Annotated in this window: 26 protein-coding genes; 19 read left to right on the forward strand and 7 right to left on the reverse strand. The window is 72.1% G+C overall.

What is annotated here, in order from left to right:
* Positions 1-1,195, reverse strand: a 1,195-nt coding sequence (locus Q7T15_RS11565; RefSeq protein ID WP_304696418.1) for an acyltransferase, incomplete at its 3' end; no start/stop codon positions are given.
* A 65-nt stretch (positions 1,196-1,260) separates the two neighbouring features.
* Between Q7T15_RS11565 and Q7T15_RS11570 the strand changes: the two genes are divergently transcribed.
* The 4 genes from Q7T15_RS11570 to glmM all read left to right on the forward strand — a co-directional run bounded on the left by Q7T15_RS11570 (position 1,261) and on the right by glmM (position 4,650).
* Positions 1,261-2,160, forward strand: a complete 900-nt coding sequence (locus Q7T15_RS11570; RefSeq protein WP_304696419.1) for a tRNA pseudouridine(38-40) synthase TruA — start codon at positions 1,261-1,263, stop codon at positions 2,158-2,160.
* A 134-nt stretch (positions 2,161-2,294) separates the two neighbouring features.
* A complete protein-coding gene (gene rplM, locus Q7T15_RS11575) occupies positions 2,295-2,741 on the forward strand; it encodes a 50S ribosomal protein L13 (protein ID WP_304696420.1) in 447 nt (148 codons plus the stop codon).
* Between the two features lie 43 nt (positions 2,742-2,784).
* Positions 2,785-3,255, forward strand: a complete 471-nt coding sequence (gene rpsI, locus Q7T15_RS11580) for a 30S ribosomal protein S9 (RefSeq protein ID WP_370689153.1) — start codon at positions 2,785-2,787, stop codon at positions 3,253-3,255.
* Between the two features lie 33 nt (positions 3,256-3,288).
* Positions 3,289-4,650 carry a phosphoglucosamine mutase gene (gene glmM, locus Q7T15_RS11585; RefSeq protein ID WP_304696421.1) on the forward strand — a complete coding sequence of 454 codons (1,362 nt, stop codon included), beginning with the start codon at positions 3,289-3,291 and terminating at the stop codon, positions 4,648-4,650.
* A 28-nt stretch (positions 4,651-4,678) separates the two neighbouring features.
* Here the strand turns inward: glmM and coaA are convergent, their stop codons facing one another.
* A complete protein-coding gene (coaA, locus tag Q7T15_RS11590) occupies positions 4,679-5,623 on the reverse strand; it encodes a type I pantothenate kinase (protein ID WP_304696422.1) in 945 nt (314 codons plus the stop codon).
* A gap of 57 nt (positions 5,624-5,680) precedes the next feature.
* Here coaA and glmS point away from each other — a divergent pair, with 57 nt between their 5' ends.
* The 9 genes from glmS to Q7T15_RS11635 all read left to right on the forward strand — a co-directional run bounded on the left by glmS (position 5,681) and on the right by Q7T15_RS11635 (position 12,580).
* Entirely contained in the window at positions 5,681-7,531 is a 1,851-nt protein-coding gene (gene glmS, locus Q7T15_RS11595) for a glutamine--fructose-6-phosphate transaminase (isomerizing) (protein WP_304696423.1), read from the forward strand.
* Positions 7,532-7,552: 21 nt separating this feature from the next.
* Positions 7,553-7,906: a holo-ACP synthase gene (locus Q7T15_RS11600; protein ID WP_304696424.1), complete on the forward strand. Its 354-nt coding sequence runs from the start codon at positions 7,553-7,555 to the stop codon at positions 7,904-7,906.
* Complete coding sequence (alr, locus tag Q7T15_RS11605; protein WP_304696425.1) at positions 7,903-9,009, forward strand: alanine racemase; 1,107 nt, start codon at positions 7,903-7,905, stop codon at positions 9,007-9,009. The genes Q7T15_RS11600 and alr overlap by 4 nt, the downstream gene beginning before the upstream one ends.
* Positions 9,006-9,530, forward strand: coding sequence for a tRNA (adenosine(37)-N6)-threonylcarbamoyltransferase complex ATPase subunit type 1 TsaE (gene tsaE, locus Q7T15_RS11610; RefSeq protein ID WP_370689150.1), 525 nt, complete (start codon positions 9,006-9,008; stop codon positions 9,528-9,530). The genes alr and tsaE overlap by 4 nt, the downstream gene beginning before the upstream one ends.
* On the forward strand, positions 9,514-10,128 hold the full coding sequence (tsaB, locus tag Q7T15_RS11615; protein WP_304696426.1) for a tRNA (adenosine(37)-N6)-threonylcarbamoyltransferase complex dimerization subunit type 1 TsaB: 615 nt from the start codon (positions 9,514-9,516) through the stop codon (positions 10,126-10,128). Before tsaE ends, tsaB begins: the two co-directional genes overlap by 17 nt.
* Positions 10,128-10,595, forward strand: a complete 468-nt coding sequence (gene rimI / locus Q7T15_RS11620) for a ribosomal protein S18-alanine N-acetyltransferase (RefSeq protein WP_304696427.1) — start codon at positions 10,128-10,130, stop codon at positions 10,593-10,595. Before tsaB ends, rimI begins: the two co-directional genes overlap by 1 nt.
* The gene (tsaD, locus tag Q7T15_RS11625) at positions 10,592-11,653 is read left to right on the forward strand and encodes a tRNA (adenosine(37)-N6)-threonylcarbamoyltransferase complex transferase subunit TsaD (RefSeq protein WP_304696428.1); all 1,062 of its coding nucleotides are present in this window, start codon (positions 10,592-10,594) and stop codon (positions 11,651-11,653) included. The genes rimI and tsaD overlap by 4 nt, the downstream gene beginning before the upstream one ends.
* Positions 11,654-11,765: 112 nt before the next feature.
* The gene (locus Q7T15_RS11630) at positions 11,766-12,134 is read left to right on the forward strand and encodes a DUF4190 domain-containing protein (protein WP_304696429.1); all 369 of its coding nucleotides are present in this window, start codon (positions 11,766-11,768) and stop codon (positions 12,132-12,134) included.
* A gap of 86 nt (positions 12,135-12,220) precedes the next feature.
* The gene (locus Q7T15_RS11635; protein WP_304696430.1) at positions 12,221-12,580 is read left to right on the forward strand and encodes a hypothetical protein; all 360 of its coding nucleotides are present in this window, start codon (positions 12,221-12,223) and stop codon (positions 12,578-12,580) included.
* A gap of 38 nt (positions 12,581-12,618) precedes the next feature.
* Here the strand turns inward: Q7T15_RS11635 and Q7T15_RS11640 are convergent, their stop codons facing one another.
* Positions 12,619-13,797, reverse strand: a complete 1,179-nt coding sequence (locus tag Q7T15_RS11640) for a class I SAM-dependent methyltransferase (protein ID WP_304696431.1) — start codon at positions 13,795-13,797, stop codon at positions 12,619-12,621.
* A 142-nt stretch (positions 13,798-13,939) separates the two neighbouring features.
* Here Q7T15_RS11640 and groES point away from each other — a divergent pair, with 142 nt between their 5' ends.
* The 4 genes from groES (at position 13,940) to Q7T15_RS11660 (ending at position 18,072) form a co-directional block, all read left to right on the forward strand.
* Positions 13,940-14,236: a co-chaperone GroES gene (gene groES, locus Q7T15_RS11645; protein ID WP_055857134.1), complete on the forward strand. Its 297-nt coding sequence runs from the start codon at positions 13,940-13,942 to the stop codon at positions 14,234-14,236.
* A gap of 90 nt (positions 14,237-14,326) precedes the next feature.
* Positions 14,327-15,253, forward strand: coding sequence for an EamA family transporter RarD (rarD, locus tag Q7T15_RS11650; protein WP_304696432.1), 927 nt, complete (start codon positions 14,327-14,329; stop codon positions 15,251-15,253).
* Between the two features lie 35 nt (positions 15,254-15,288).
* Positions 15,289-16,587 carry an ABC transporter substrate-binding protein gene (locus Q7T15_RS11655; protein ID WP_304696433.1) on the forward strand — a complete coding sequence of 433 codons (1,299 nt, stop codon included), beginning with the start codon at positions 15,289-15,291 and terminating at the stop codon, positions 16,585-16,587.
* Between the two features lie 222 nt (positions 16,588-16,809).
* Positions 16,810-18,072, forward strand: coding sequence for an ABC transporter substrate-binding protein (locus Q7T15_RS11660; protein WP_304696434.1), 1,263 nt, complete (start codon positions 16,810-16,812; stop codon positions 18,070-18,072).
* A gap of 196 nt (positions 18,073-18,268) precedes the next feature.
* On the opposite strand, the gene Q7T15_RS11665 is transcribed toward Q7T15_RS11660, so the two are convergent.
* Genes Q7T15_RS11665 through Q7T15_RS11680 form a run of 4 tightly spaced genes read right to left on the reverse strand, consistent with a single transcriptional unit; the run spans position 18,269 to position 22,149 of the window.
* A complete protein-coding gene (locus Q7T15_RS11665) occupies positions 18,269-19,048 on the reverse strand; it encodes an ABC transporter ATP-binding protein (RefSeq protein WP_304696452.1) in 780 nt (259 codons plus the stop codon).
* Positions 19,026-19,955, reverse strand: coding sequence for an ABC transporter ATP-binding protein (locus Q7T15_RS11670; RefSeq protein ID WP_304696435.1), 930 nt, complete (start codon positions 19,953-19,955; stop codon positions 19,026-19,028). Before Q7T15_RS11670 ends, Q7T15_RS11665 begins: the two co-directional genes overlap by 23 nt.
* Entirely contained in the window at positions 19,945-20,925 is a 981-nt protein-coding gene (locus Q7T15_RS11675) for a branched-chain amino acid ABC transporter permease (RefSeq protein WP_304696453.1), read from the reverse strand. Before Q7T15_RS11675 ends, Q7T15_RS11670 begins: the two co-directional genes overlap by 11 nt.
* A gap of 12 nt (positions 20,926-20,937) precedes the next feature.
* Positions 20,938-22,149 carry a branched-chain amino acid ABC transporter permease gene (locus Q7T15_RS11680; protein ID WP_304696436.1) on the reverse strand — a complete coding sequence of 404 codons (1,212 nt, stop codon included), beginning with the start codon at positions 22,147-22,149 and terminating at the stop codon, positions 20,938-20,940.
* A 344-nt stretch (positions 22,150-22,493) separates the two neighbouring features.
* On the opposite strand from Q7T15_RS11680, the gene guaB reads away from it, so the two are divergent.
* Positions 22,494-23,996, forward strand: coding sequence for an IMP dehydrogenase (gene guaB / locus Q7T15_RS11685; RefSeq protein WP_304696437.1), 1,503 nt, complete (start codon positions 22,494-22,496; stop codon positions 23,994-23,996).
* A gap of 188 nt (positions 23,997-24,184) precedes the next feature.
* On the forward strand, positions 24,185-25,132 hold the full coding sequence (locus tag Q7T15_RS11690; protein WP_304696438.1) for a hypothetical protein: 948 nt from the start codon (positions 24,185-24,187) through the stop codon (positions 25,130-25,132).
* Positions 25,133-25,276 lie beyond the last annotated feature (144 nt).

Raw genomic sequence — 25,276 nt, forward strand, 5'->3', positions numbered from 1 at the left:
CACCCGCGCCGACCGCGATCGCTCCGACGAGCGCGGCCGCGAGGGCGAGGCGCCCGACGCGGCGCTCTCGGTGCCGGAGGAGGGCGAGTCCGCTGCGGCGAACGGGCTGCTCGAGCCAGCGATAGGAGGCCGCGGCGAGGCCGACGCTCGCGGCGAGGGCGACGGCGCCGAGCATCCACCCGCCGACCCCCGTGCGCTCGACCGCCGGGAGCGCGGCGCCCAGCAGCACGATGAGGGGCCAGTGCCAGAGGTAGAGGCCGTAGGAGCGCTCGCCGATCCAGCGCGGCAGCGGCGCGTCGAGCGTCGCCGCAGCCCGCCCCTCGGGGTGGTCCGCGGCGACGAGCAGCACGACCGTGAGCACCACGACGAGCGCGATGCCGCCGCGGTAGGCGAGAGCGTCGTCGATCGCGAGCGCGCTCGACGCCAGGACGATCCCGACGACGGCGACGGCGGCCGCCGCATCGGCCACGGCGGCCGGGATGCGCGTCGCGCGAGCGCGCGCGCCCGACAGCGGCGACCGCGCGATCGCGACCGCCGCCCCCGCGAGCAGACCCGAGCCGTGCGTGAGCGTCGAGTAGTACGCCGTCGACGCCGCGGCCGGATCCACCGCCGGGTCGCCCGCGACGACCGCCATGGCCACCCCGGAGGCGACCGCGAGCCCGGCGACGACGAGAGCGCGCGGTGCGCGTCGCGGCACGAGCAGGAGCGCGAGGAGGGCGAGGGGCCAGAGGAGGTAGAACTGCTCCTCGACGGCGAGCGACCAGGCGTGGCGCAGCAGCTCGGGGCTCGTCTGCTCGAGGTAGCTCGCCCCCTGCGCGATGGCGAGCCAGTTGCTCGAGAAGGTCGCGGCGCCGACGAGCTGCCAGCCGATCCCGACGAGCACGTCGCCTCCGATGAGCGCCGCGGCGGTGACCGAGGCGCCGACGACGAGCGCGAGGGCCGGCAGGAGCCGACGCGCGCGGCGGCGCCAGAAGCGGCCGAGCGCGATGCGGCCGGATCTCTCGTGCTCGGCGAGCAGGAGAGCGGTGATGAGGTAGCCGCTCAGGACGAGGAAGACGTCGACGCCGACGAACCCGCCCGGCGCGAGGCCCGGGAGCAGGTGATAGGCGAGGACGAGCACGATCGCGAGGGCCCGCACCCCGTCGAGCCCGGGAAGCCTGTCGCGCGCGCTCGACGCGATCGTCGAGGAGCTCATGGCCCCTCCAGGGTCGCCCGTCGACCCCGCGCCGTCAAAACGGACGCGCCGTAGACTTCTCGCTCGTGACCCCCGAGCCCGTCGTGCGCCTGCGCCTCGACCTCGCGTACGACGGCGCGGCGTTCTCCGGCTGGAGCCGGCAGCCGGGCCTCCGCACCGTGCAGGGCGAGCTCGAGGCCGCGCTCGCGACGATCCTGGGTCGCGCCGTTCCCGATCAGCCCGCCCCGACCCTCACCGTCGCGGGCCGCACCGACGCCGGCGTGCACGCGACCGGTCAGGTCGCGCACTTCGACGTCTCGCGCGAGCAGTGGGCGGCGCTCGACCGCGGTCGTCGATCATCGACTCGCGACGACGACACCGCCGAGGCCTCGCTCGTCCGCCGCCTGAACGGCATCGCGGGAGCCGAGGGCGATCTCGTCGTCCACCGCGCCTCGATCGCCCCTCCCGGGTTCGACGCGCGCTTCTCGCCCGTCTGGCGCCGCTACGAGTACCGGCTCGCCGACGCGACCGCCGAGCGCGACCCCCGACGCCGCGGGCACACGCTGTGGCTGCCGTCGTCGCTCGACGGCGAGGCGATGGATGCCGCGGCTCGCGCTCTCGTCGGACTCCACGACTTCGCCGCCTTCTGCCGACCGCGCGAGGGCGCGACGACGATCCGCACGCTGCTCGACTACTCGTGGACCCGGGACCCCGACGGAGTGCTCGTCGCGGCCGTGCGCGCCGACGCCTTCTGCCACTCGATGGTGCGCGCGCTCGTGGGCGCCGCCGTGGCGGTCGGGCTCGGCAGGGTCGATGCCGAGCGACTGGTCGCGATCCGCGACGGCGCAGCCCGGACGAACGACTTCCCCGTCGTGGGAGCGAAGGGCCTGACGCTCGTGGAGGTCGGCTACCCCGACGACGCGGCGCTCGCCGCGCGCGCCGAGCAGACGCGGGCGAAGCGCGAATTGACCGCAGAACCTCGGTGATCTAGGCTTGCCCCTTGGTGTCCGTCGCCGACGGTCATCCAGTTGAGCCCTCCACCGGGACGTTCCCGTGCGATCCGCACGAAACCACCCACCGGAGCGGGATTCACGAACACCTCGACAAGAAAGCACGTACTGTGACGCGCACGTTCAGCCCCACGCCCGCTGACGTCAAGCGCGACTGGGTCATCATCGACGCAACCGATGTCGTCCTGGGTCGCCTTGCCAGCCACGCCGCCGCCCTCCTCCGCGGCAAGCACAAGCCCACCTTCGCCCAGCACATGGACATGGGCGACTTCGTCATCATCGTGAACGCCGACAAGGTCGCGCTCACGGGGTCGAAGCTCGCGCAGAAGAAGGCCTACCGCCACTCCGGCTACCCGGGCGGCCTCACGGCCACCACGTACTCCGAGCTGCTCGAGAAGAACCCCGAGCGCGCCGTCGAGAAGGCGATCCGCGGCATGCTGCCGAAGAACAGCCTCGGCCGCGCCCAGCTCAAGAAGCTCAAGGTCTACCGCGGTGCCGAGCACCCGCACGCGGCCCAGCAGCCCAAGACCTTCACCCTCGACCAGGTCGCCCAGTAGCGACCGCCTGACGACTTCAAGGATCGATACCGTGGCGAACGACATCACCAACGACGCAGCTCCCGAGAGCTACACGACCGAGTCCACCGCGGCGCCGGCCGAGGCCGCGCCCCGCGCCGTCCTCTCCGTCTCCGGCGCAGCCGTGGGCCGCCGCAAGCAGGCCATCGCCCGCGTGCGTCTCGTCCCCGGCGCCGGCACCTACAAGGTGAACGGCCGCACCCTCGAGGACTACTTCCCGAACAAGCTGCACCAGCAGCTGATCAACGACCCGCTGACGATCCTGCAGCTCGGCGGCGCGTACGACGTCACCGCGCGCATCACCGGCGGCGGCCCCTCGGGCCAGGCGGGCGCGCTGCGCCTCGCGATCGCTCGTGCGCTCAACGAGATCGACCGCGAGAACAACCGCGCGACGCTCAAGAAGGCGGGCTTCCTCACTCGTGACGCGCGCGTCATCGAGCGCAAGAAGGCCGGTCTCAAGAAGGCCCGCAAGGCGCCCCAGTACTCGAAGCGCTAACGCGCTCCGGCTGCGCACCACTCGCCGATCGACATGGGTCGACTCTTCGGCACGGACGGGGTCCGAGGGCTGGCCAACGGTGATCTCACCGCTGACCTGGCCCTCGGCCTCGCCCAGGCCGCCGCTCTCGTCCTCACGCAGGGCCGTCACGCCGACGAGCTCCGCGCGCAGGGCAAGCGACCGCGCGCGGTCGTCGCGCGCGATCCGCGCGTCTCCGGCGAGTTCCTGACCGCCGCGGTCGCGGCGGGTCTCGCGTCGTCGGGCATCGACGTGCTCGACGCGGGCGTCATCCCGACGCCGGCAGCGGCGTACCTCGTGAGCGACATCCGCGCCGACTTCGGCGTCATGATCTCCGCCTCGCACAACGCCGCCCCCGACAACGGCATCAAGTTCTTCTCGTTCGGCGGCGTCAAGCTGCCCGACGAGGTGGAGGACCGCATCGAGGCCGCGATGGCGGGCGAGAAGCTCGCTCCGACGGGCGGCGGCGTGGGGCGCATCCGCCGGTTCGCCGACGCGGAGGACCGCTACGTCCTGCACCTGCTCGGCACCCTCGACACGCGCCTGGACGGCCTGCACGTCGTGATCGACTGCGCGCACGGCGCCGCGGCCGGCATCTCGCCGCAGGTCTTCGCCGACGCGGGCGCGAAGGTCACGGTCATCGGCTCCGACCCCGACGGCCTCAACATCAACGACGGCGTCGGCTCGACCCACCTCGAGCTGCTGCAGCGGACGGTCATCGAGACGGGCGCCGACCTCGGCATCGCCCACGACGGCGACGCCGACCGCTGCCTCGCGGTGGATGCCCGTGGCCAGGTCGTCGACGGCGACATGATCATGGCGATCCTCGCTGTCGCCGAGCACGGGCGCGGGCTGCTCGTCGACGACACGCTCGTCGTCACGGTCATGAGCAACCTCGGCCTCAAGCGCGCGATGGCCGAGCGGGGCATCCGCATCATCGAGACCGGCGTCGGCGACCGCTACGTCCTCGAGGCTCTCGCCGAGCACAAGCTCAGCCTCGGCGGCGAGCAGTCGGGCCACATCATCTTCAGCCGCCACGCGACGACGGGCGACGGCATCCTCACGGGCATCCAGCTCGCCGCCGAGATGGCGCGCACGGGTAAGAGCCTCGCGGAGCTCGCGAGCGTCATGACGGTCTTCCCGCAGGTGCTCATCAACGTGCGCGGCGTCGACCGCACCGCGCTGGCGGGCCACGCGGGCATCGCGGCCGCCGTCGCCGAGGTCGAGGCCGAGCTCGGCGACACCGGCCGGGTGCTGCTGCGGGCGAGCGGCACCGAGCAGATGGTGCGCGTCATGGTCGAGGCCGCGACGGAGGAGACCGCTCAGGCGATGGCCGGCCGCCTCGCCGAGGTCGTGCGCGAGCATCTCGCGGTCTGAGCCCCCGGCCGCGCGCGCGGCTCCGCCGTCAGATCTTGCGGAGGAGCACCGTCGATACGGCGTGATCGCTCTCCTTGCGGAGGACGAGCGATGCGCGCGCTCGCGTCGGCAGGATGTTCGTCACGAGATTCGGCTCGTTGATCTCGCGCCAGATCTCGCGCGCCTTCGCGACCGCCTGCTCGTGCGACAGCGCCGCGTAGCGGTGGAAGTAGCTGCGCGGATCGGCGAAGGCGCCGCGCTGGAGGGCGAGGAAGCGATCCTCGTACCACTGCGCGATGTCGCTCGTCCGGGCATCCACGTAGATCGTGAAGTCGAACAGGTCGCTCACCGCGAGCGCGGCGCCCGGCCCGGGCGGCTGCAGCACGTTGAGCCCCTCGACGATGAGGATGTCCGGGCGGCGCACGATGATCTCGGCGTCGGGGACGATGTCGTAGCTCAGGTGCGAGTAGACGGGAGCGCGCACCTCGTCGGCGCCGGCCTTGATGCGCGAGACGAACCGCAGGAGGGCCCGCCGGTCGTAGGACTCGGGGAACCCCTTGCGGTGCAGGATGCCTCGGCGCCCGAGCTCCGCGGTGGGCAGGAGGAATCCGTCCGTCGTGACGAGCTCGACCCGGGGCGTGTCGGGCCAGCGGGAGAGCAGCTCGCGCAGCAGGCGCGCGATCGTCGACTTGCCGACCGCGACCGAGCCCGCGACCCCGATGACGAAGGGCGTGCTCGAGCCGGGGGCGCCGAGGAACTCGCGGGTCGAGTCGTGCAGTCGGCGCGCGCCGACGGCGTAGAGCGAGATGAGCCGGCTGAGCGGCACGTAGACCTCGGCGACCTCCTGGAGGTCGAGCTGATCGCCGAGCCCGCGCAGCTGGACGAGCTCGGTCTCGCTCAGGGGCTGCGGCGTGGCAGGGGCGAGCGCGGCCCACCGGCGTCGATCGAGCTCGACGAAGGGGGAGTTGTCGCGCGCTGCGCTCGCCTCGGACATCTGCTCCACAGTAGTGCCCGACCGCCCTGCCTCCCGCCGGGCAATAGACTCGAACTCATGTGCGGAATCGTGGGTTATGTCGGATCCCGGGGGAGCGTCGACGTTCTGATCGGCGGGCTCAAGCGGCTGGAGTACCGAGGGTACGACTCGGCGGGCGTCGCGGTCATCGACGCGGACGGGCACCTCGACACCCGGAAGCACGCCGGCAAGCTCGCCGTGCTCACCGACGACCTCGGTGCGACGCCTCTGGCCGACGGCGCCACGGGCATCGGCCACACGCGCTGGGCGACGCACGGCGGGCCCACCGACGAGAACGCGCACCCGCACCTCGGCGACCGCGGCAGGCTCGCGCTCATCCACAACGGGATCATCGAGAACTTCGGCGAGCTCAAGGACGAGCTCCTGGCGAGCGGTCACGAGTTCAGCTCGCAGACCGACTCCGAGGTCGCCGCACTGCTCGTCGGCGACGCCTACCGCGCGACCGGCGACCTGACGACGGCGATGCTGCAGGTCGTCAACCGCCTGGAGGGCGCGTTCACGCTCCTCGCCGTCCACGCCGACCAGCCGGGCGTCGTCGTCGGCGCTCGCCGAAACTCCCCGCTCGTGATCGGCCTCGGCGAGGGCGAGAACTTCCTCGGTTCCGATGTCGCCGCGTTCGTCGCCTACACGAAGCACGCGATGGAGATCGGCCAGGACCAGCTCGTCACCATCCGGCCCGACAGCGTGGAGGTCGTCGACTTCCACGGCGCGCCCGTCGAGACGAAGACCTTCGAGGTCGACTGGGACGCCTCCGCCGCCGACAAGGGCGGCTGGTCGAGCTTCATGGCGAAGGAGATCAGCGAGGAGCCCGAGGCGGTCGCGAAGACGATCATCGGCCGGATCGAGGACGGCCTCGTGCGCATCCCGGAGCTCGAGGGCCTCGACGCCGACACCCTCCGCGACATCGACCGCGTCGTGGTGATCGCGTGCGGCACGGCTGCCTACGCGGGCATGGTCGGCAAGTACGCGATCGAGCAGTGGGCGCGCGTCCCCGTCGACGTCGAGCTCGCCCACGAGTTCCGCTACCGCGAGCCGGTGCTGAGCGAGCGCGCTCTCGTCGTGTCGATCAGCCAGTCGGGCGAGACGATGGACACCCTCATGGCCGTCAAGTACGCCCGTGAGCAGGGTGCCCGCACCCTCTCGATCTGCAACACCCAGGGCGCCACGATCCCGCGCGAGTCCGACGCGGTCGTCTACACGCACGCCGGTCCCGAGGTCGCCGTCGCCTCGACGAAGGCCTTCGTCGCGCAGATCACGGCGATGTACCTCTTCGGCATCCAGCTCGGTCAGGTCCGCGGCACGCTCGACGACGCCCGCGCTCGCGGCCTCGTGCGCGAGCTGCAGGCCGTTCCGGACAAGCTCGCGTCCGTCCTCGCGTCGGGCGAGCGCATCCGCGAGATGGCGAAGTGGATGGCCGACACGCAGTCCGTCCTCTTCCTCGGCCGCCACGTGGGCTACCCGGTCGCGCTCGAGGGCGCGCTCAAGCTCAAGGAGCTCGCGTACATCCACGCCGAGGGCTTCGCCGCGGGCGAGCTCAAGCACGGCCCGATCGCCCTCATCGAGCCCGGCCAGATCGTGTTCGTGATCGTGCCGAGCCCGCGCGACCCCAACTCGCTGCACGCGAAGGTCGTCTCGAACATCCAGGAGATCCGCGCGCGCGGCGCCCGCGTCATCGCGATCGCCGAGCAGGGCGACGCCGCGGTGCTCCCGCACGCCGACGAGGTCATCCGCATCCCGCTCGCCTCGCCGTTCTTCGAGCCCCTCCTCGCCGTCGTGCCCCTGCACATCTTCGGCATGGAGCTCGCGGCCGCGAAGGGTCTCGACGTCGACCAGCCCCGCAACCTCGCCAAGTCGGTCACGGTCGAGTAGCCGGGGCTGCGCGGTGCGGTCGTGATCGTGGGCATCGGCGTCGACGTCGTCGACCTCGCGCGCTTCGAGCGGGCGCTGAGTCGCACGCCCGGCCTTCTCGAGCGCCTCTTCGCCGAGGGCGAGCGCGCCCTCCCGCTGCGCTCCCTCGCGGGTCGCTTCGCCGCGAAGGAGGCCCTCATGAAGGCCCTCGGCGAGACCGACGGCATCCGCTGGGTCGAGATGGCGGTGACGACGGATGCCGACGGCAATCCCGATTTCGCCCTCGCCGGGCGGGCGGCCGAGATCGCCGCGCGGCGCGGCATCGGCCGCATCCACGTGTCGATGTCGCACGACGGCGGCATCGCGACGGCCTTCGTCGTGGCGGAGTCGGCGTGAGCACCCGTCCCTTCCGCGAGGCCCGCATCGCGATCGACGCGATCGCCCACAACGTCGAGCTCCTCCGCAGACTGGCCCCCAGCCGGCACCTGATGGCGGTCGTGAAGGCCGACGGCTACGGCCACGGCGCCGTCACCGCCGCCCGTGCGGCCCTCGAGGCGGGCGCCGATCACCTCGGCGTCGCCGACGTGACCGAGGCGCTCGAGCTGAGGCGCGCCGGCATCGACGCCCCCGTGCTCGCGTGGCTCCACGACCCCGCGGCCGACCTCGCTGTCGCGACGGAGGCCGGCATCGCGCTCGGCGTGAGCTCGCTCGCCGAGCTCGAGCGGGCCGCCTCGGCCGGCCACCGCCCCGTCGTGCATGTCAAGGTCGACACCGGCCTCTCGCGGAACGGCGTCGTCGAGCCGGAATGGGGCGCGCTGCTCGCGCGGCTCGCCGACCTCGTCGGCGCGGGTGACGTGCGCCTCGAGGGCGTCTTCAGCCACCTCTCGAACACGAGCCCGCAGGACGACCGCGCGCAGCTCGCGGCCTTCGAGCGGTTCCTCGACGCGGTCGACGCGGTCGGGCTCGAGCCGGGCATCCGTCATCTCGCCGCCTCGGCGGCCGCGATCGATCTGCCGGAGACGCGGCTCGACATGGTGCGCGCCGGGATCGCGGTGTACGGCGTCGCGCCCAGCCCGCAGCACCGCGCGATCGGGCTGCGACCGGCGATGGAGCTCAGCGCGCCCGTCGTGAGCGTCAAGCGCGTGCCCGCCGGCAGCGGCGTCTCGTACGGCTACCTGCACCGCACCGAGGGGGCCTCGACGCTCGCGCTCGTGCCGCTCGGCTACGCCGACGGGGTCCCACGGCACGCCCTCGGCGCGCGCGTCCTCATCGGCGCCGAGACCTTCCCCGTCGCCGGGCGGATCGCGATGGACCAGCTCGTCGTCGACGTCGGCGACCGGCGCGTCGCCGTGGGGGATCGGGGGGTGCTCTTCGGCGACCCCGCGACGGGCGCGCCGACCGCCGACGACTGGGCCGACGCCGCCGGGACGATCGGCTACGAGATCGTCACGCGCCTCGGCCGCCGCGTCACGCGCACGACCGTGAGGGCCCACGCGTGAGCGGAGGGCAGCGCCTCGTCATCGCCGACCCCGAGGCCATGGAGCGCTTCGGCGCGCGCCTCGCGGCCGAGCTCCGCGCGGGCGACGTCGTGGTGCTCACGGGCGAGCTCGGCGCCGGCAAGACGACCTTCACGCGCGGGCTCGGCGCGGCGCTCGGCGTGCGCGGCACCGTCACGAGCCCGACGTTCGTGCTCGCCCGCACCCATCCGCGCGAGAGCGGTGCTCCGCTCGTGCACGTCGACGCGTACCGGCTCTCCGACGCGGCGGAGCTCGACGACCTCGACATCGACTTCGCGGGTTCGATCGTCGTCGTCGAGTGGGGTGCGGGCCTCATCGAGCACATCGTCGACGAGTGGCTGTCGATCACGATCGAGCGCCCGACGGGGGCCGGAGCATCCGCGCCCGACGACGCGGCGGAGGCCGACCCCGACGACGCCCCCGTCGAGCCCCGCGCGGTCACGGTCGAGGGAACGGGCGAGCGCTGGGCCGACCTAGGCTGGGTCCATGCTGCTCGCGATTGACACCTCCGCGGGCACGTCGGTCGCGATCGTCGCCGACGACGGCCGGGTGATCGCCGAGCGGTCGAGCGCCGACACCCGCCGTCACGCCGAGGTCATCGGCCCCTTCCTTGCCGAGGCGCTCGCCGCCGCCGAGATGGACGGCGCGCGCCTCACCCGCGTCGTCGCCGGCATCGGCCCCGGCCCCTTCACGGGCCTGCGGGTCGGCATCGCCGCGGCCCGCGCGGTCGCGATCGCGCGCGGCATCCCGCTCCTGGCCGTCCCGAGCCACGAGGCGGTCGCATTGAGCCTCGTCGAGGGAGGCGTCGCCGCCGGCCGCTTCGCCGTGATCACGGATGCCCGCCGCCGCGAGGTCGCCGTCACCGTCTTCGCGGCGCAGCTCCCTCTCCCGGCCGAGCTCGAGCCCGCGCACCTCGTCGCACGCGCCGCGTACGCGCCTGCCGAGTGCGTCACGCCGTTCGAGGTGCAGGAGATCCCCGCCGCCGCGCTCGCGCACGCGGCGCTCGCCCGGCTCGCGGCCGGGGCCGCGTTCCCCGAGCCGCAGCCGCTCTACCTGCGCGCGCCCGACGTGACCCTCTCGACGCCGAAGCGGGTGAGCTGATGGCCGCAGCCCCCGCCATCCGCGTGCGCGACGCCGAGCTCGCCGATCTCGATGCGATCATGGCGCTCGAGATCGCGACCTTCCCCGGCGACGCGTGGAGCCGCGACCTCATGGCCGCCGAGCTCGCGAGCCCCCACACCGTGTACGTCGTCGTCGAGTCGGGCGACGAGATCGTCGCGTACGCCGGGCTGAGCGCGCCGGCCGGGGCGGGGCAGGGCGACATCCAGACGATCGCGGTCGACCCGACCCACCGCCGGCTCGGCATCGGCACGGTGCTCATGCGCGAGCTGCTCGGCGCGGCGCGGGCGCGCGGGGCGAGCGAGGTCTTTCTCGAGGTGCGCGCCGATAACCCCGGCGCCGAGGAGCTCTACCGCCGGCACGGCTTCGCACGCGTCGGCGTGCGGCCGCACTACTACCAGCCCGACGACGTCGACGCGATCGTCATGCGATGGGAGGGGGCGGCGTGAGCGGGCCCCTGGTCCTCGGCATCGAGACGAGCTGCGACGAGACCGGCGTCGGCATCGTGCGCGGCACCGAGCTGCTCGCGAACGTCATCGCGAGCTCGATGGACGAGCACGCGCGCTTCGGCGGCGTCGTGCCCGAGATCGCGGCGCGCGCCCACCTCGAGGCGCTCGAGTCGACGATGCGCGCGGCCGTCGAGCAGGCGGGCATCGCGCTCGCCGACCTCGACGCCGTCGCGGTGACGAGCGGCCCCGGCCTGAGCGGTGCGCTCATGGTCGGCGTCGGCGCCGCGAAGGCGCTCGCCCTCGCGCTCGACACGCCCTTCTACGCCGTCAACCACCTCGTCGGCCACGTCGGCGCCGACATCCTCCACGATCCCGGTGCCGTCGACCGCGGCGAGCTCGAGCTGCCCACGATCGCGCTCCTCGTCTCGGGCGGTCATACGAGCCTCCTCCTCGTGCGCAGCCTCACCGATGACGTCGAGCTGCTCGGCGAGACGATCGACGACGCCGCGGGCGAGGCCTTCGACAAGGTCGCCCGACTGCTCGGCCTGCCCTATCCGGGCGGGCCGCAGATCGACCGCGCCGCCGCCGACGGCGACCCGACCGCGGTGCGCTTCCCCCGCGGCCTCACCCTCCCGAAGGATCTCGTCGCGCACCGCTACGACTTCTCGTTCTCGGGCCTCAAGACCGCGGTCGCCCGCCACGTCGAGAAGCTCCGCGACGCGGGCGAGCCCGTCCCGGTGGCGGATGTCGCGGCGAGCTTCCGCGAGGCCGTCGCCGACGTGCTCACCGCGAAGGCGATCGCGGCGTGCGTCGACCTCGGCGTGCCGCGGCTGCTGCTCGGCGGGGGAGTGGTCGCCAACGCGCGCGTCCGCACCCTCGCGGCCGAGCGCGCCGAGGCGGCGGGCGTGAGCCTGCGCATCCCGCCGCTGTCGCTCTGCACCGACAACGGAGCCATGATCGCCGCGATCGCCGCCCAGCGCATCATGGCCGGTCACGGCCCCTCCGACCTCGGCATCGGCGCCGACTCGACCCTGCCCGTGACGGTCGTGCAGGCCTGAGGCCGCGCGTCGTTCGTTGACACCTTCTCAGCCCCCTGGCACAGTGGCGGTTGCGCGCGATCCGCGCCCGGCGGCCAGCACCGTCGCCTCACCACCCCACCAGGAGACCTCGATGACCGACGCCCCGCCGCCCCCCTCGCCCGACTACCCCTCGCAGCCGGCCCAGCCCGCGCAGCCGAACCCCTACGCGAGCCAGAACCCCTACGCCTCGTCGACGCCGTACGCGGCGGCTCCGGCGCAGAAGACCAACGTCCTCGCGATCGTGTCGCTCGTCCTGTCGATCCTCTGGATCTCCATCCCGGGCGTCGTCTGCGGGCACATCGCCCTCAACCAGATCAAGAAGACGGGCGAGAGCGGCCGCGGTCTCGCGATCGCGGGCCTCGTCGTCGGCTACATCGGCATCCTGGGCGGGCTCCTGCTCGTCCTGCTGTGGGTCGGCCTCATCGCGACCGCCGGCTTCACGAGCTACTCGACGTACTGATCCGCGTCGCCCGACGGCCCGCCCGCGCCCCGCGCCGGCGGGCCGTCGTGCGTACGCTGGAGGCACCCCCAGCCCTGAGGAGCCGCATGTCCGCGCCCGCCGACGACCAGCCCGGGTCGACCGCCGAGTTCCCCGCGGTCGCCCCGCACCCCGCCGCGCCCGCGAGCACGCAGTCGCTCAGCGTGCTCGGCCTCGTCTTCGGCGTCGTCGGGCTCCTCGCGTCCTTCGCCGCGGTCGGCCTCGTGTTCGCGCTCGTCGGCGTGATCCTCAGCCACCTGGGCCTCCGACGCGAGCCGGCCGGCCGCTCGATGGCGATCGCCGGCCTCGCCTGCGGCTACGTCGGGCTCGGCATCTCCGTGGTCTGGGGCATCATCCTGCTCGCGTCGCTGCTCGTCCCGCTCCTCGCGGTCGGGCTCTTCGCGTCGTTCACTGCGATCGGCGGCTAGCGCCGCGCTCCCGACGGGCCGAAGCCGAGCGGGCGCGGTCAGTCGACGCGCTCGACGAGCAGCGCGACGCGCTCGTCCGCGGCCCGCGTGAGCACGAGCGTCGCCGCGTTCGGCCCCTGCGGCTTGAGCTGCTTCCGGAAGACGGCCGGGTCGATGTCGACGCCGCGCTTCTTGATCTCGATCGTGCCGATGCCGCGCTCGCGCAGCGCCTTCGCGATCCGCTTCGCGTCGAGCGGCCACCGCTCGAGCACGCGGAAAGCCCGCGCGAACGGCGTCGGCGCGAGCCGATCGGCCGTGACCCACGCGATCGTGGGGTCGAGCATCCGCCCCTCGAGCGCTCGGGCGAGGTCGCCGATGAGACGGGCACGGATGACCGCTCCATCGGGCTCGTACACGTACTCCCCGAGGGGGCCCGCCTCGACGTCGGGCGCATCGTCGGCCGCCACGAGCTCCGCGGCCCCCCGCGGGCCCAGCACGAGCGCCGCCCGCCGGGTGCCCGGCCGCGCGAGCGCGCCGCTCCACAGCACGACCTCGACGACCTCGCCGCCGTCGCTCACCCACTGGGCCTCGACGTCGGCGGGGATGAGCGCGCGATCCATGCCGGGCGCGAGCTTGATGCCGCCGGGGCGCCGCCGCGCGATCGCGAGGGCGGCATCGAGCGAGGGCGACCAGTCGTCGGGCGACGACAGCCGTCGCGCGCCGGTGCGCCGCGCGGGGTCGAGCCACACGGCGTCGACGCGGTCGAGGTCGACGGCCTCGGCGTCGCCGAGCTCGACGGTCGCGCGCTCCCACGGAGCGAGGTTGTAGGCCGCGATCGCCGCGGTCGGCTCGTCGCGCTCGACCGCGAGCACCTCGAGGTCGAGGGCCGCGAGCGCCATGGCGTCGCCGCCGATCCCGCAGCCGAGGTCGGCGACGCGCGTCAGGCCCGCCGCGACGTACCGGCCGGCGTGCTGCGCCGCGACCGCGAGCCGGGAGGCCTGCTCGAGCCCCGGCTCGGTGAAGAGCATCCGCTCGGCGAACGGGCCGAACTTCGCGACGGCCCTCCTGCGCAGTCGGTACTGGGTGAGGACGGCGGCGACGCGAGCGGGCGGATGCCCGGCGCGGCGGAGGCCCGCCACGAGCGCGACGGCATCGGTCGTCGAGCCGCTCGGCGGGAGGCTCGCGAGCAGGTCGAGCGCCTCCGCCGTCAGCAGCTCCCGAACCTCGCCCGCGTCCATCGTCCGATCCTCCCACGGGCTCCGGCGCCGCGCGCTGGCACTCGGATTGCATGAGTGCTAACCGCTTCGGTACAGTTGTCCTTGGCACTCGCAGGGCGAGTGTGCCAATCCCCTCAACGTCTTAGGAAAGAAGAGGTCAACCGTGTCGGTCTCCATCAAGCCGCTCGAAGATCGCATCGTCATCAAGCAGGTCGAGGCGGAGCAGACCACCGCCTCCGGTCTCGTGATCCCCGACACCGCCAAGGAGAAGCCCCAGGAGGGCGAGGTCGTGGCGGTCGGCCCCGGCCGCATCGACGACAACGGGAACCGCGTCCCGCTCGACGTCGCCGTCGGCGACAAGGTCATCTACTCGAAGTACGGCGGCACCGAGGTCAAGTACGACGGCCAGGAGTACCTGGTGCTCTCGGCTCGCGACATCCTCGCGGTCATCGTCCGCTAGTCGCGGCGCTGCGCTCCGGCCCCCTCCCGCTCCGGCGGGCGGGGGCCGTTCGCGTCCGAACGGGTCGCCGCGCGGGCGTACACTGACCCGGTGCCCGACTCCCGCGCCTCTCGCAGCGGCCTGCTGCTCGCGATCGGGGCCTACGGGCTGTGGGGGTTCCTTCCCGCCTACTTCCTGCTCCTGACCCCGAGCGGAGCGGTCGAGATCGTCGCCTGGCGCGTCGTGCTCTCGCTCGTCTTCTGCGTCGCGCTCCTCGCGGTGACGAGGGCGTTCCGGCCCTTCGCCGTCATGCTGCGCGACCGGCGGATCATGGTGCTGAGCCTCGCGGCCGGCATCCTCATCGCCGTCAACTGGACGGTCTACGTCTACGCCTCGACCACGGGCTTCATCGTCGAGGCCGCCCTCGGGTACTTCATCAACCCGATCGTGACGGTCGCGCTCGGAGTGCTCGTGCTGCGCGAGCGGCTGCGGCCCTGGCAGTGGGTCGCCGTCGGCATCAGCGTCGTCGCGGTGCTCGTTCTCGCGATCGGCTACGGGCAGCCGCCGTGGATCGCGCTCGTGCTCGCCTTCTCGTTCGGCGTGTACGGCCTGCTCAAGAACCGGATGGGGCCGCGCGTCGGCGCCGTCGCCGGACTCACGCTCGAGACCGCGTGGCTCACGCCGATCGCCGTCGTCGTGCTCGCCGTGCTCGCGAGCGCCGGCACGCTCACGATGGGGCGCGAGGGCCTCGGCCACGCCGCCCTCCTCGGGCTCGCAGGGGTGGTCACCGCCGTGCCGCTCCTGCTCTTCGCCGCCGCAGCCCGTCGCCTGCCGCTCACGGTCATGGGGTTCATCCAGTACCTCGCGCCCCTGCTGCAGTTCGCCTTCGGCGTCGCCGTCATGGGCGAGCCCATGCCGCCCGAGCGCTGGCTCGGCTTCGCGCTCGTCTGGCTCGCGCTCGGGGTGCTCACGGTCGATGCCGTGCGCCACCGGCGGCGCACCGGAGCACTGCGCCTGCCGGAGGTCGCGGCCGGGTAGGGTGCCGCCGAGCACTGCACCTCGGAAGGACCCCCATGCGAACCGCTGCCGCGACCGCCCTCGCCACCGCCCTCGCTCTCGTGGCGCTCTCCGGCTGCACGGCGATGGAGCCCGTGGCCACTCCGACGGCCGAGCCCACGACCGCCGCCCCCACGCCGATCGCGGCGACCGGTGACGGTGTGCTCCGCATCGGGACGCTCGCCCCTCTCACCGGGCCGTCCGCCTCCCGCGGACCCGTCCAGGTCGCCGCCGTCGAGATCGCCGCGCGCGACCTCGCCGCCGCGGGCGGTGTGCTCGGCGCCCCCGTCGAGGTCGTCCACCGCGACGTCGGCGACCCCGCCACGACGACGGCCGAGGAGTCGTTCGCCGACCTCGTCGCGCGCGGCGTCGACGTCGTCGTCGGCCCCTCCGACCCGGGTCTCGTCCTGCGCCTCGCGCCTCTCGCCGCCGAGGCGGGCGTGACCATGCTCGTTCCCTCCTCCGGGTCGGCCGCGGTCGGCGCGGCCGACCCCGCCGACGTCGTGTTCCGCATCGCGCCGCCCCTGACCGCTCAGATCGCCGCGGTCGGCCGCGCCCTCGCCGCCGACGGCGTCGAGTCGATCGCCCTGCTCATCGCCGAGGGCGACGAGGGGGCGGCGCTCGCCGATGCCCTCATCGCGGCGCTCGAGGGCGCCGACGTCGACGTCATCGTGCCCGCGCCGCTCTCGGCGGCGACCCGGGTGTCGGCTCTCGCGCGCGAGCTCCTCGAGCCCGGGCCGGGCGACGGCGAGGAGGAGGCTCCGCTGCCCGTCGAGGCCGTGATCGCCGCGACGAGCGCCGACCTCGCACCCGTGACCGGGGCCGCTCTCGAGGCCTTCGTCGACGCGGGGCTCGACGCCGACGGGCTCTGGCTGCTCGGCGACAGCCTCGTCGACTACGCCGAGATCGTCGCCCCCGGGGCGCTCGAGGGCGCGTACGGCGTTCGCGCGGGCGCCGACGTCAGCGACCGCTTCCGCACGATCCTCCGCCAGTCCGATCCGGGCATCCCCGCCTTCGCCCTCGCCGCCGAGGTGTACGACGCCGTCATGCTCGCGGCGCTCGCCGCCGAGCTCGCGGGCGACGACGGAGGCCCGTCGATCGCCGGCTCCCTGCGCGCGGCCTCGGCCGACGGCGTGCCGTGCACGAGCTTCGGCGCGTGCCTCGACGTCATCGCGCAGGATCGCGAGCCCGATTACGACGGACTCAGCGGCCTCCTGACGATCGATGAGGCGGGCGATGTGGCGGATGCCCGGCTCGCGCTCTTCCGGTACTCGGCCACGGGCTCGCCCGAGCGCGACGGCGTGCTCGGCGACTGAGCCGCGCTCGGGTTCGCCGGACCTGCGGAATCCGTCGTCGGAAAGCGCGCCGTCTGCGAAAACCGCCGTCGAGCATCCACCGTGAATTCGTTTCGGGGCGTTACAGGGCTGTAACCCCAATGTATTGTGCGCGCCCGCTGAGTCACCTACCGTGGCAGGACGGGCGAAGGCGCATGCGCGCTGTCGTCATCCTGAACACATTCGAACTACGCAAGGAGCAACATGGGCGTATTCACCACGGCCTCGGCCGGCCGCTCGCGGTCCTTCTCGGCGACGCTGGGCGGCCTCTCGCTGCTCGGCGCCAGCGCGCTCATCCTGAGCGGCTGCGCAGCCCCCGCCGCAGAGGAGCCCGCGGAGTCGGAGGGTCCCCGCGAGGACCTCACTCTCACGATCGGCACCATCCTTCCCCAGTCCGGCGCTCTCGCCTTCCTCGGCCCGCCCGAGATCGCGGGCGTCGACCTCGCCGCGCAGGAGATCAACGAGGCTGATCTCGGCATCCAGGTCGAGGTCATCCACCGCGACTCCGGCGACACCACGACCGACACCGCGACCGTCTCGGTCACCGACCTCCTCTCGCAGGACGTCTCGGCGATCGTCGGCGCCGCCTCGTCGGGCGTCTCGTTCACGGTCATCGACCAGATCACGGGCGCCGGCGTCGTGCACTTCTCGCCGGCGAACACCTCGCCCGACTTCACGACCTACGAGGACGACGGGCTCTACTGGCGCACCGCCCCCTCCGACCTGCTTCAGGGCGAGGTCCTCGGCAACGTCATCGCCGGTGACGGGAAGTCGACCCTCGGCCTCCTCGTCCTCAACGACGCCTACGGCACCGGCCTCGCGGCCGCGCTGACCGAGTCGTTCGAGGCCGCCGGCGGCGAGGTCGTCGAGGAGCAGCTGTTCAACGAGGGCGACACGAGCTTCGATGCTCAGATCTCCGCGCTGACGGCCGCCGCTCCCGACGCGATCGCGGTCATCACGTTCGACCAGGCCAAGGTCGTCGTCCCCGCCCTCGTGGGCGCGGGCTACCCGGGTGAGAACCTGTACTTCGTCGATGGAAACCTCGCCGACTACAGCGCCGACTTCGAGGCGGGCCTCATCGAGGGCGCCAAGGGCACCCTCCCCGGCCCGGCCATCGAGGACGACTTCCGCGAGCGCCTGCTCGAGGTCGACTCCGCGCTGACCGACTTCTCCTACGCAGCGGAGTCGTACGACACCGTCATCCTCCTCGCGCTCGCCGCTCTCGCGGCGAACTCGACCGAGGGTGCCGACATCGCGTCGTTCCTCCAGGAGGTCTCCGGTGGTTCGGGCGAGGGCGAGAAGGCGACCGACTTCGCGTCGGCCGCGCAGATCATCCTCGACGGCGGCACGGTCGACTTCGACGGTGCGTCCGGTCCGATCACGTTCGATGAGAACGGCGACCCGACCGAGGCGACCATCGGCATCTACCAGTACGGTGCCGACAACACCTACAGCCGCGTCAACTAGCTTTCGCTAGTGCGGTGAGGAAGGGCCCCGGCTTCGCGCCGGGGCCCTTTCCCGTGCGCCGGATGCCCGTGGCGCGCCGTGCCCTCGGCCCCTGCCGATCGCGGGCTCGCCTCTCGCCCCTCACCGCGCGCTGCGCAGACGCAGAACGGCCCCCGAGCGCCGGAGCGCACGGGGGCCGTTCTGAGGTGCTGGAGGCCTACTCCTGGCCGAGAGTGCCCAGGTAGAGCCCGATGACCTTGGGGTCGTTGAGGAGGTCGCGGCCCGTGCCCTCGTAGGCGTCGGTGCCCTGGTCGAGCACGTAGCCGCGGTCGCAGATCTGCAGGCAGCGGCGCGCGTTCTGCTCGACCATGATCGTCGTCACGCCGGCCTTGTTGATCTCGCGGACGCGGATGAACGCCTCGTCCTGACGCACGGGCGACAGCCCGGCGCTCGGCTCGTCGAGCAGGATGACCTCGGGGCTCATCATGAGCGCGCGGCTCATGGCCACCATCTGGCGCTCGCCGCCCGAGAGCGATCCGGCGCGCTGCGGGAGCCGCTTGCCGAGCTCCGGGAAGATGCTCGTGACGAAGTCGAGGCGGTGCTCGAACTCCTTGGGCTTGAGGAACATGCCCATCTCGAGGTTCTCGCGGATGGTGAGCGTCGGGAAGACGTTGTTCGTCTGCGGGACGAATCCGACCCCCTTGGCGACGAGCTTGTTCGCCTTGAGGTTCGTGATGTCCTCGCCGTAGAGGGTGATCCTCCCCTCGCGCACCTTCACGAGGCCGAAGATCGCCTTCAGGAGCGTCGACTTGCCGGCGCCGTTCGGGCCGATGATGCCGATGAGCTCGCCGGCGTGGGCGGTCAGCGAGCACGCGTTGAGGATGTTGATGCCGGGCAGGTAGCCGGCGGTCACGGTGTCGACGTGGACGACGACGTCGCGGGTCTCCGCCGCCGGCGAACCGGCCGCGCCGGCCTCAGTGCTTGGACTCGTCGGCATCGTCATCTGCCAGCTCCTTGATCGCGGTCACCACGCCGGTGTCGGGGTCGCCGAGGTCCTGGTCGTGGTGCGAGCCCAGGTAGGCGTCGATCACGGCGGGGTTCGCCATGACCTCGTGGGGGTCTCCCTCGGCGACGACGCGACCCTCCGCCATGACGACGACCCAGTCGGCGATGTGCCGGACCATGTGCATGTCGTGCTCGACGAAGAGCACGGTCATGCCCTCCTTCTTCAGGTTGAGGATGTGGTCGAGCAGCGACTGCGTGAGCGCGGGGTTCACGCCGGCCATCGGCTCGTCGAGCATGACGAGCGTCGGCTCGCTCATGAGCGCCCGCGCCATCTCGAGGAGCTTCCGCTGGCCGCCCGAGAGGCTCGCGGCGTAGTCGTCCTTCTTGGCGTCGAGCTTGAACCGCGCGAGCAGGTCGAGCGCGCGCGCCTCGATCGCCTCCTCCTCCTTGCGCCAGAACCACGGGAAGATGGCGCGGAGGAGGCTCTCTCCCGACTGCCCCTTCGCCCCGAGCTTCATGTTGTCGAGCACCGTGAGGAGGCCGAGGGCCTTCGTCAGCTGGAAGGTGCGGACCTGCCCTCGCCGCGCGACTCGGAAGGCCGGGACGCCCGAGATCGACTGGCCGTCGAACGTCCACGTGCCCTCGTTGGGCTTGTCGAAGCCGGTGAGCAGGTTGAACAGCGTCGTCTTGCCGGCTCCGTTGGGCCCGATGAGCGCCGTGATGGCGCCGCGCGGGATCTCCAGGTGCTCGACGTCGACCGCCGTGAGGCCGCCGAACTGACGCTTGATGTGGTCGGCGACGATGATCGGATCGACCTTCTTGACGCCGGGAGCGGGCTCGCCGACGTGCAGGCCGGTGGACTTGACGGGGGCGCCGTTGGCGCCGGCGCTACTTGACAAAGGCCAGCTCCTTCTTGTTGCCGAGGATGCCCTGTGGTCGATAGATGACTATGACCATGATCGCGACTCCTACCAGGATGAATCGAAGCTGACCTGCCTGGACGCTCGACATGAAAGGCAGCCAGCCGGCCTCGACGGCCCGGGCGATGAAGCCCGAGAAGAACGACAGCAGCACCCAGAAGATGACCGAGCCGAGGATGGGACCGAGGACCGTCGCGGCGCCGCCGAGCAGCAGGATCGCGTAGATGAAGAACGTCAGCGAGGTCTGGTAGTTCGACGGCACCACGGCGCGCGGCAGGATGAAGATCATGCCGGCGAGGGAGCCGAAGACGCCGCCGATGATGAGCGACTGCATCTTGTAGAAGTAGACGTTCTTGCCGAGGGCGCGCACGGCATCCTCGTCCTCGCGGATGCCCTTGATCACTCGGCCCCAGGGGCTCTTCATGAGGCGCCACGTGATGAGGGCGGCGAGGGCGACGAGACCCCAGCCGAAGATGCGGACCCACCAGTCGTACTCGTTGTAGACCCACGGGCCGAAGCCGTAGACACCGTCGGGGATGGGGTTGAGATCCTCGAAGCCGCCCTTGTAGCCCTGGAGGCCGTTCGCCGAGCCCGTGACGGGCTCGAACGTGTTCGTCGTGAACAGCAGGCGCAGGATCTCGGCGGCCGCGATCGTCACGATCGCGAGGTAGTCGGCGCGCAGTCGCAGCGTCGGGACGCCGAGTATCAGGGCGAAGACGATCGAGGCGGCGATTCCGAAGAGGATCGCACCCCAGACCGGGAACCCGAACGTGAGCGTCGCGATCGCGTAGCCGTAGGCGCCGAGCGCCATGAAGCCCGCCTGCCCGAAGTTGAGCAGCCCGGTGAACCCGAAGTGGATCGCGAGGCCGAGAGCGGCGAGCGCGTAGGCGGCCGTCGTGGGAGAGATGATCTCCTGCGCGGCGTTGGAGAAGAGAAGAAGCCAGTCGATCATGATGCGCTCCTAGCCGATCCGCTCTTTGCGGCCGAGGATTCCCTGGGGCCGGATGAGCAGGACGATGATGAGGATGACGAGGGCGCCGACGTACTTCATGTCGGACGGGATCCACAGCGTCGAGATCTCGACGAACATGCCGACGACGAGAGCGCCGACGAGGGCGCCGAACGCGGTGCCGAGGCCTCCGAGGGTGACGGCCGCGAAGGTCAGGAGCAGGATCTGGAAGCCCATGTCCCAGCTCACTCCCGGTCGGAAGTAGGCCCAGAGGATTCCGGAGAGGCCGGCGAGCACCGAGGCCAGCACCCAGACGATCCGGATCACGCGGTCAACGTCGATGCCGCTCGCCGCCGCGAGGGCCGGATTGTCGGAGACCGCGCGGGTCGCCTTGCCGATGCGCGTGCGGAGCAGGAAGAACGCGACGCCCAGCAGCACGACGACCGAGAGCGCCATGCTCGCGACGTCGACCCAGGTGAGGCCGAAGAGGCCGATGGAGCCGGTGGTGTCGGTCGCGCCCGGGAGCTGCGACGTGCCGCCGCCGATGAAGTACTGGTAGACGTACCGCACGGCGAGCGAGAGGCCGATGCTCACGATCATCATCGGGACGAGGCCGACGCCCTTGCGCCTGAGCGGCTTCCACAGCGCGGCATCGTTGAGCCAGCCGAAGGCGCCGCTCAGCACGAGGGCGATCGGGATGGCGAGCCAGATCGGCACGTCGAGGAAGACGCTGAACAGCAGCGTCATGAGGGCGCCGAAGGTGATGAGCTCGGCGTGCGCGAAGTTGCTCAGCCCCGTCGTGCCGAAGATGAGCGAGAGACCGATCGCCGCGAGCGCGAGCAGGAGGCCGAAGTTCAGACCGTTGAAGATGCGGTCGAGCACCTGGTCGATGTAGCTCGTGGTGTTGCGCTCGCCCTGCCCGATGAAGAAGTTCGCGACCGTGCTGCCGCTCTGCCCGACGGTCACCTCGCGGACGTTCGGGGTCTCGTCCTCCTCGTCGATGACGGCGATGCCCTCGGGCAGGCTCTCCTCGTCGAGGGTGACGTTGTAATCCGTCTTCTCCGGGACGCCGACCGCCCAGCGGCCTTCGGCATCCGTCTCGACCTCGACCTCGAACCCGCCGCCGGTGATGACGAGGCGGACGTCCTCGAGCGGCTCGTCGGCGAGCTCGACGATCCCGAAGATCCGGAAGTCGTACTCGTCGAGGCCGACTTCATCGGCCATCGCGGGGGATGCCATCGAGAGTGAGAGTGCAGCCAATCCCGCGGCGAAGAGGCCGGCGAGGAATCGCGGGGCCTTTCGCGCGCGTGGTCTGCTAGCAGCGTGAGCCACGAAACCTCCAGGTCGTTTCGGGTGAGGCGCTCTGCCCCGCGGGCGGGTAGCCCGAGTTCGTCCACGGTGACGATACGGACGGGATGTTGCACGCGTGTTTCCGCGCCCAGCCTCCCGACCGTCCCCCATTATGACTGCGGAATACTCGCCGGCCTAACTCGTTAAGATGGATCACCGGTATTCATCGCGGCATCCGGGAATCTTCGGCTCTCGACCTCTCTCGACCAAGGGGACTCATGGACCAGCCCGACCCGTTCGGCTTCATTGGACTCACCTACGACGACGTGATGCTCCTCCCGGCGCACACCGACGTCATCCCCTCGGAGGCGGACACGAGCTCGCGGCTCTCGCGCCGCATCCGCGTGCACGCTCCGCTGCTCTCCGCCGCGATGGACACCGTGACCGAGGGCCGCATGGCCATCGCGATGGCGCGGCAGGGCGGAATGGGCATCCTGCACCGCAACCTGTCGATCGACGAGCAGGCCGAGCAGGTCGATAAGGTCAAGCGCTCGGAATCGGGCATGATTTCGAATCCGGTCACGACCACGCCCGATGCGACGGTCGCCGAGGTGGATGCCCTGTGCGGGCAGTTCCGCGTGTCGGGTCTGCCCGTGGTCGAGGGCGACGGGCGCCTCGTGGGCATCATCACCAATCGCGACATGCGCTTCGTCTCGCCGTTCGAGGCCGCGACGACTCTCGTGCGCGACGTCATGACCCCCGCGCCGCTCATCACCGGGCCGGTCGGCATCTCGCAGGGCGAGGTGCTCGCGCTGTTCGCTCAGCACAAGATCGAGAAGCTCCCGCTCGTCGACGACGCCGGACGCCTGCACGGGCTCATCACCGTCAAGGACTTCGACAAGAGCGAGCAGTACCCCAACGCCACGAAGGACGAGGAGGGTCGCCTGCGGGTCGGCGCCGCGATCGGCTTCTTCGGCGACGCGTGGGATCGCGCGGGCAGCCTCCGCGACGCCGGTGTCGACGTCATCGTCGTCGACACCGCGAACGGCGACAGCCGCGGCGTGCTCGAGGTCATCGCGCGCCTCAAGGCCGACCCCGCCTTCGCCCACATCGACGTCATCGGCGGCAACGTCGCGACGCGATCGGGGGCCCAGGCGCTCGTGGATGCCGGCGCCGACGCCGTCAAGGTGGGCGTCGGTCCCGGATCGATCTGCACCACGCGCGTCGTCGCGGGAGTCGGCGTCCCCCAGGTGACCGCCGTCTACGAGGCGTCGCTCGCCGCGCGCCCCGCGGGCGTCCCCGTGATCGCCGACGGCGGACTGCAGTACTCGGGCGACATCGCGAAGGCGATCGTCGCGGGTGCCGACACGGTCATGCTCGGCTCGCTCCTCGCGGGCACCGACGAGAGCCCCGGCGACCTCATCTTCGTCAACGGCAAGCAGTTCAAGTCCTACCGCGGCATGGGCTCGCTCGGCGCGCTCCAGACCCGCGGCAAGAAGACCTCGTACTCGCGCGACCGGTACTTCCAGGCCGACGTTCCGAGCGACGAGCAGCTCATCGCCGAGGGCATCGAGGGCCAGGTGCCCTATCGCGGCCCGGTGGGCTCGGTCGTGTACCAGCTCCTCGGCGGCCTGCGGCAGTCGATGTTCTACACGGGCGCGCGCACGATCGACGACCTCAAGGTGCGCGGCAAGTTCGTGCGCATCACGGCCGCAGGGCTCAAGGAGTCGCACCCCCACGACATCCAGATGGTCGTCGAGGCGCCCAACTACCGCCGCTAGCCGCTCGGCCTGGGGCACGCTCCGGGTGAGCATCTCTCCACGCGGGGCGCCAGCTGTCCTCTGCGGCTCAAGGATTCGTGCCGCTGAGGGCGGTTCGCGGCTCCTCCCCAGGGCCGTCAGGCGCGAGCAGTCTCCTCCTCGACCGTTGTGACGGTCGGTTGGGCGCCCACACCCCGCACCATCGTGGGATGAGACCGGAGATCAGGCGCGCACTCGACCACGTCGTGTTCGCGAGCGCGACCCGAGCGCACAGCGGCTCGAGCGGGGGGATCACCCGCGCGGTCCGCGCCGGGGAGCTCATCCCGCTCGCGCCCAGGGTCTACCTCCCTTCCTCGGCGGCCGGGTCCCTCGCCCCGCGCGACGTCGCAGAAGTGCGCGATCGGGCGAGCGCGCTCGAGGGAGCGAGCCTGCGCCCGCTCGCCCGACGCTCCGCCGCACGGGTGTGGGGCATCCCTCTTCTCGGCCCGGCCGATGAGGCGGTCGATCTGCTGGGCTGGAACGTCGGCGCCACCCGGCGCGGGCGCCACCGTCGTTATTGGGGCACCCAGCACCCGGACGCCATGATCGACCAGCGCGATGGCATTGCTCTGACCTCGCTGCCGCGCACGCTCGCCGAGCTCTGCGCCGCCGAGACGTTCGACGCGGCCCTCGTCGCCCTCGACTGGGCCATCAGGGCGTGGGCCCGCGATGGCGAGCCGGTCACGACTCTCGATGAGGTTCGCGAGGCGGCGGATGCGCTGCGCATCGTTCGCGGACGTGCTCGACTCGAGCGCGCTCTCGCATTCGCCGACGGTCGATCCGAGTCGCCCGGCGAGTCGGTCAGCCGCGCACTCCTGCACCGGCTCGGCTTCATCGCCCCCGAGCTGCAGGTCGAGACGGTCGGTCGCTCGGGTCGTCGCTACCGCTGCGACTTCGGGTGGGCGGGGTCCGCTCTCGTTGGCGAGTTCGACGGCATGGTCAAGTACGGCGCGACGAGGTCGGACGCCCGCGGAGCGCGCGACGCGATCGTCGCGGAGAAGGTGCGCGAGGATGACATCCGCGGCGGTGGGGTCGGCATGGTGCGGTGCATCTGGCGAGACCTGCGCCCTGCGCCCTTCGCGTCGCTCATGCTGGCAGCTGGCGTGCCTCGCCGGTGAGCGCAGAAGCACTCCACCAGCGGCACGACTCGGCGCGCCGGCGGGGAGGGCTGATGCCGCGAGTGGCGGATAAGCCTGGGTACGCGGGCCGGACGGCGCCTGCGTGCTCGGAGGCCGGCGACCGCTCGGCGGGCGCCCGGCGGC

This window comes from Microcella sp. (genome assembly GCF_030645145.1).
Taxonomy (GTDB): Bacteria; Actinomycetota; Actinomycetes; order Actinomycetales; family Microbacteriaceae; genus Microcella.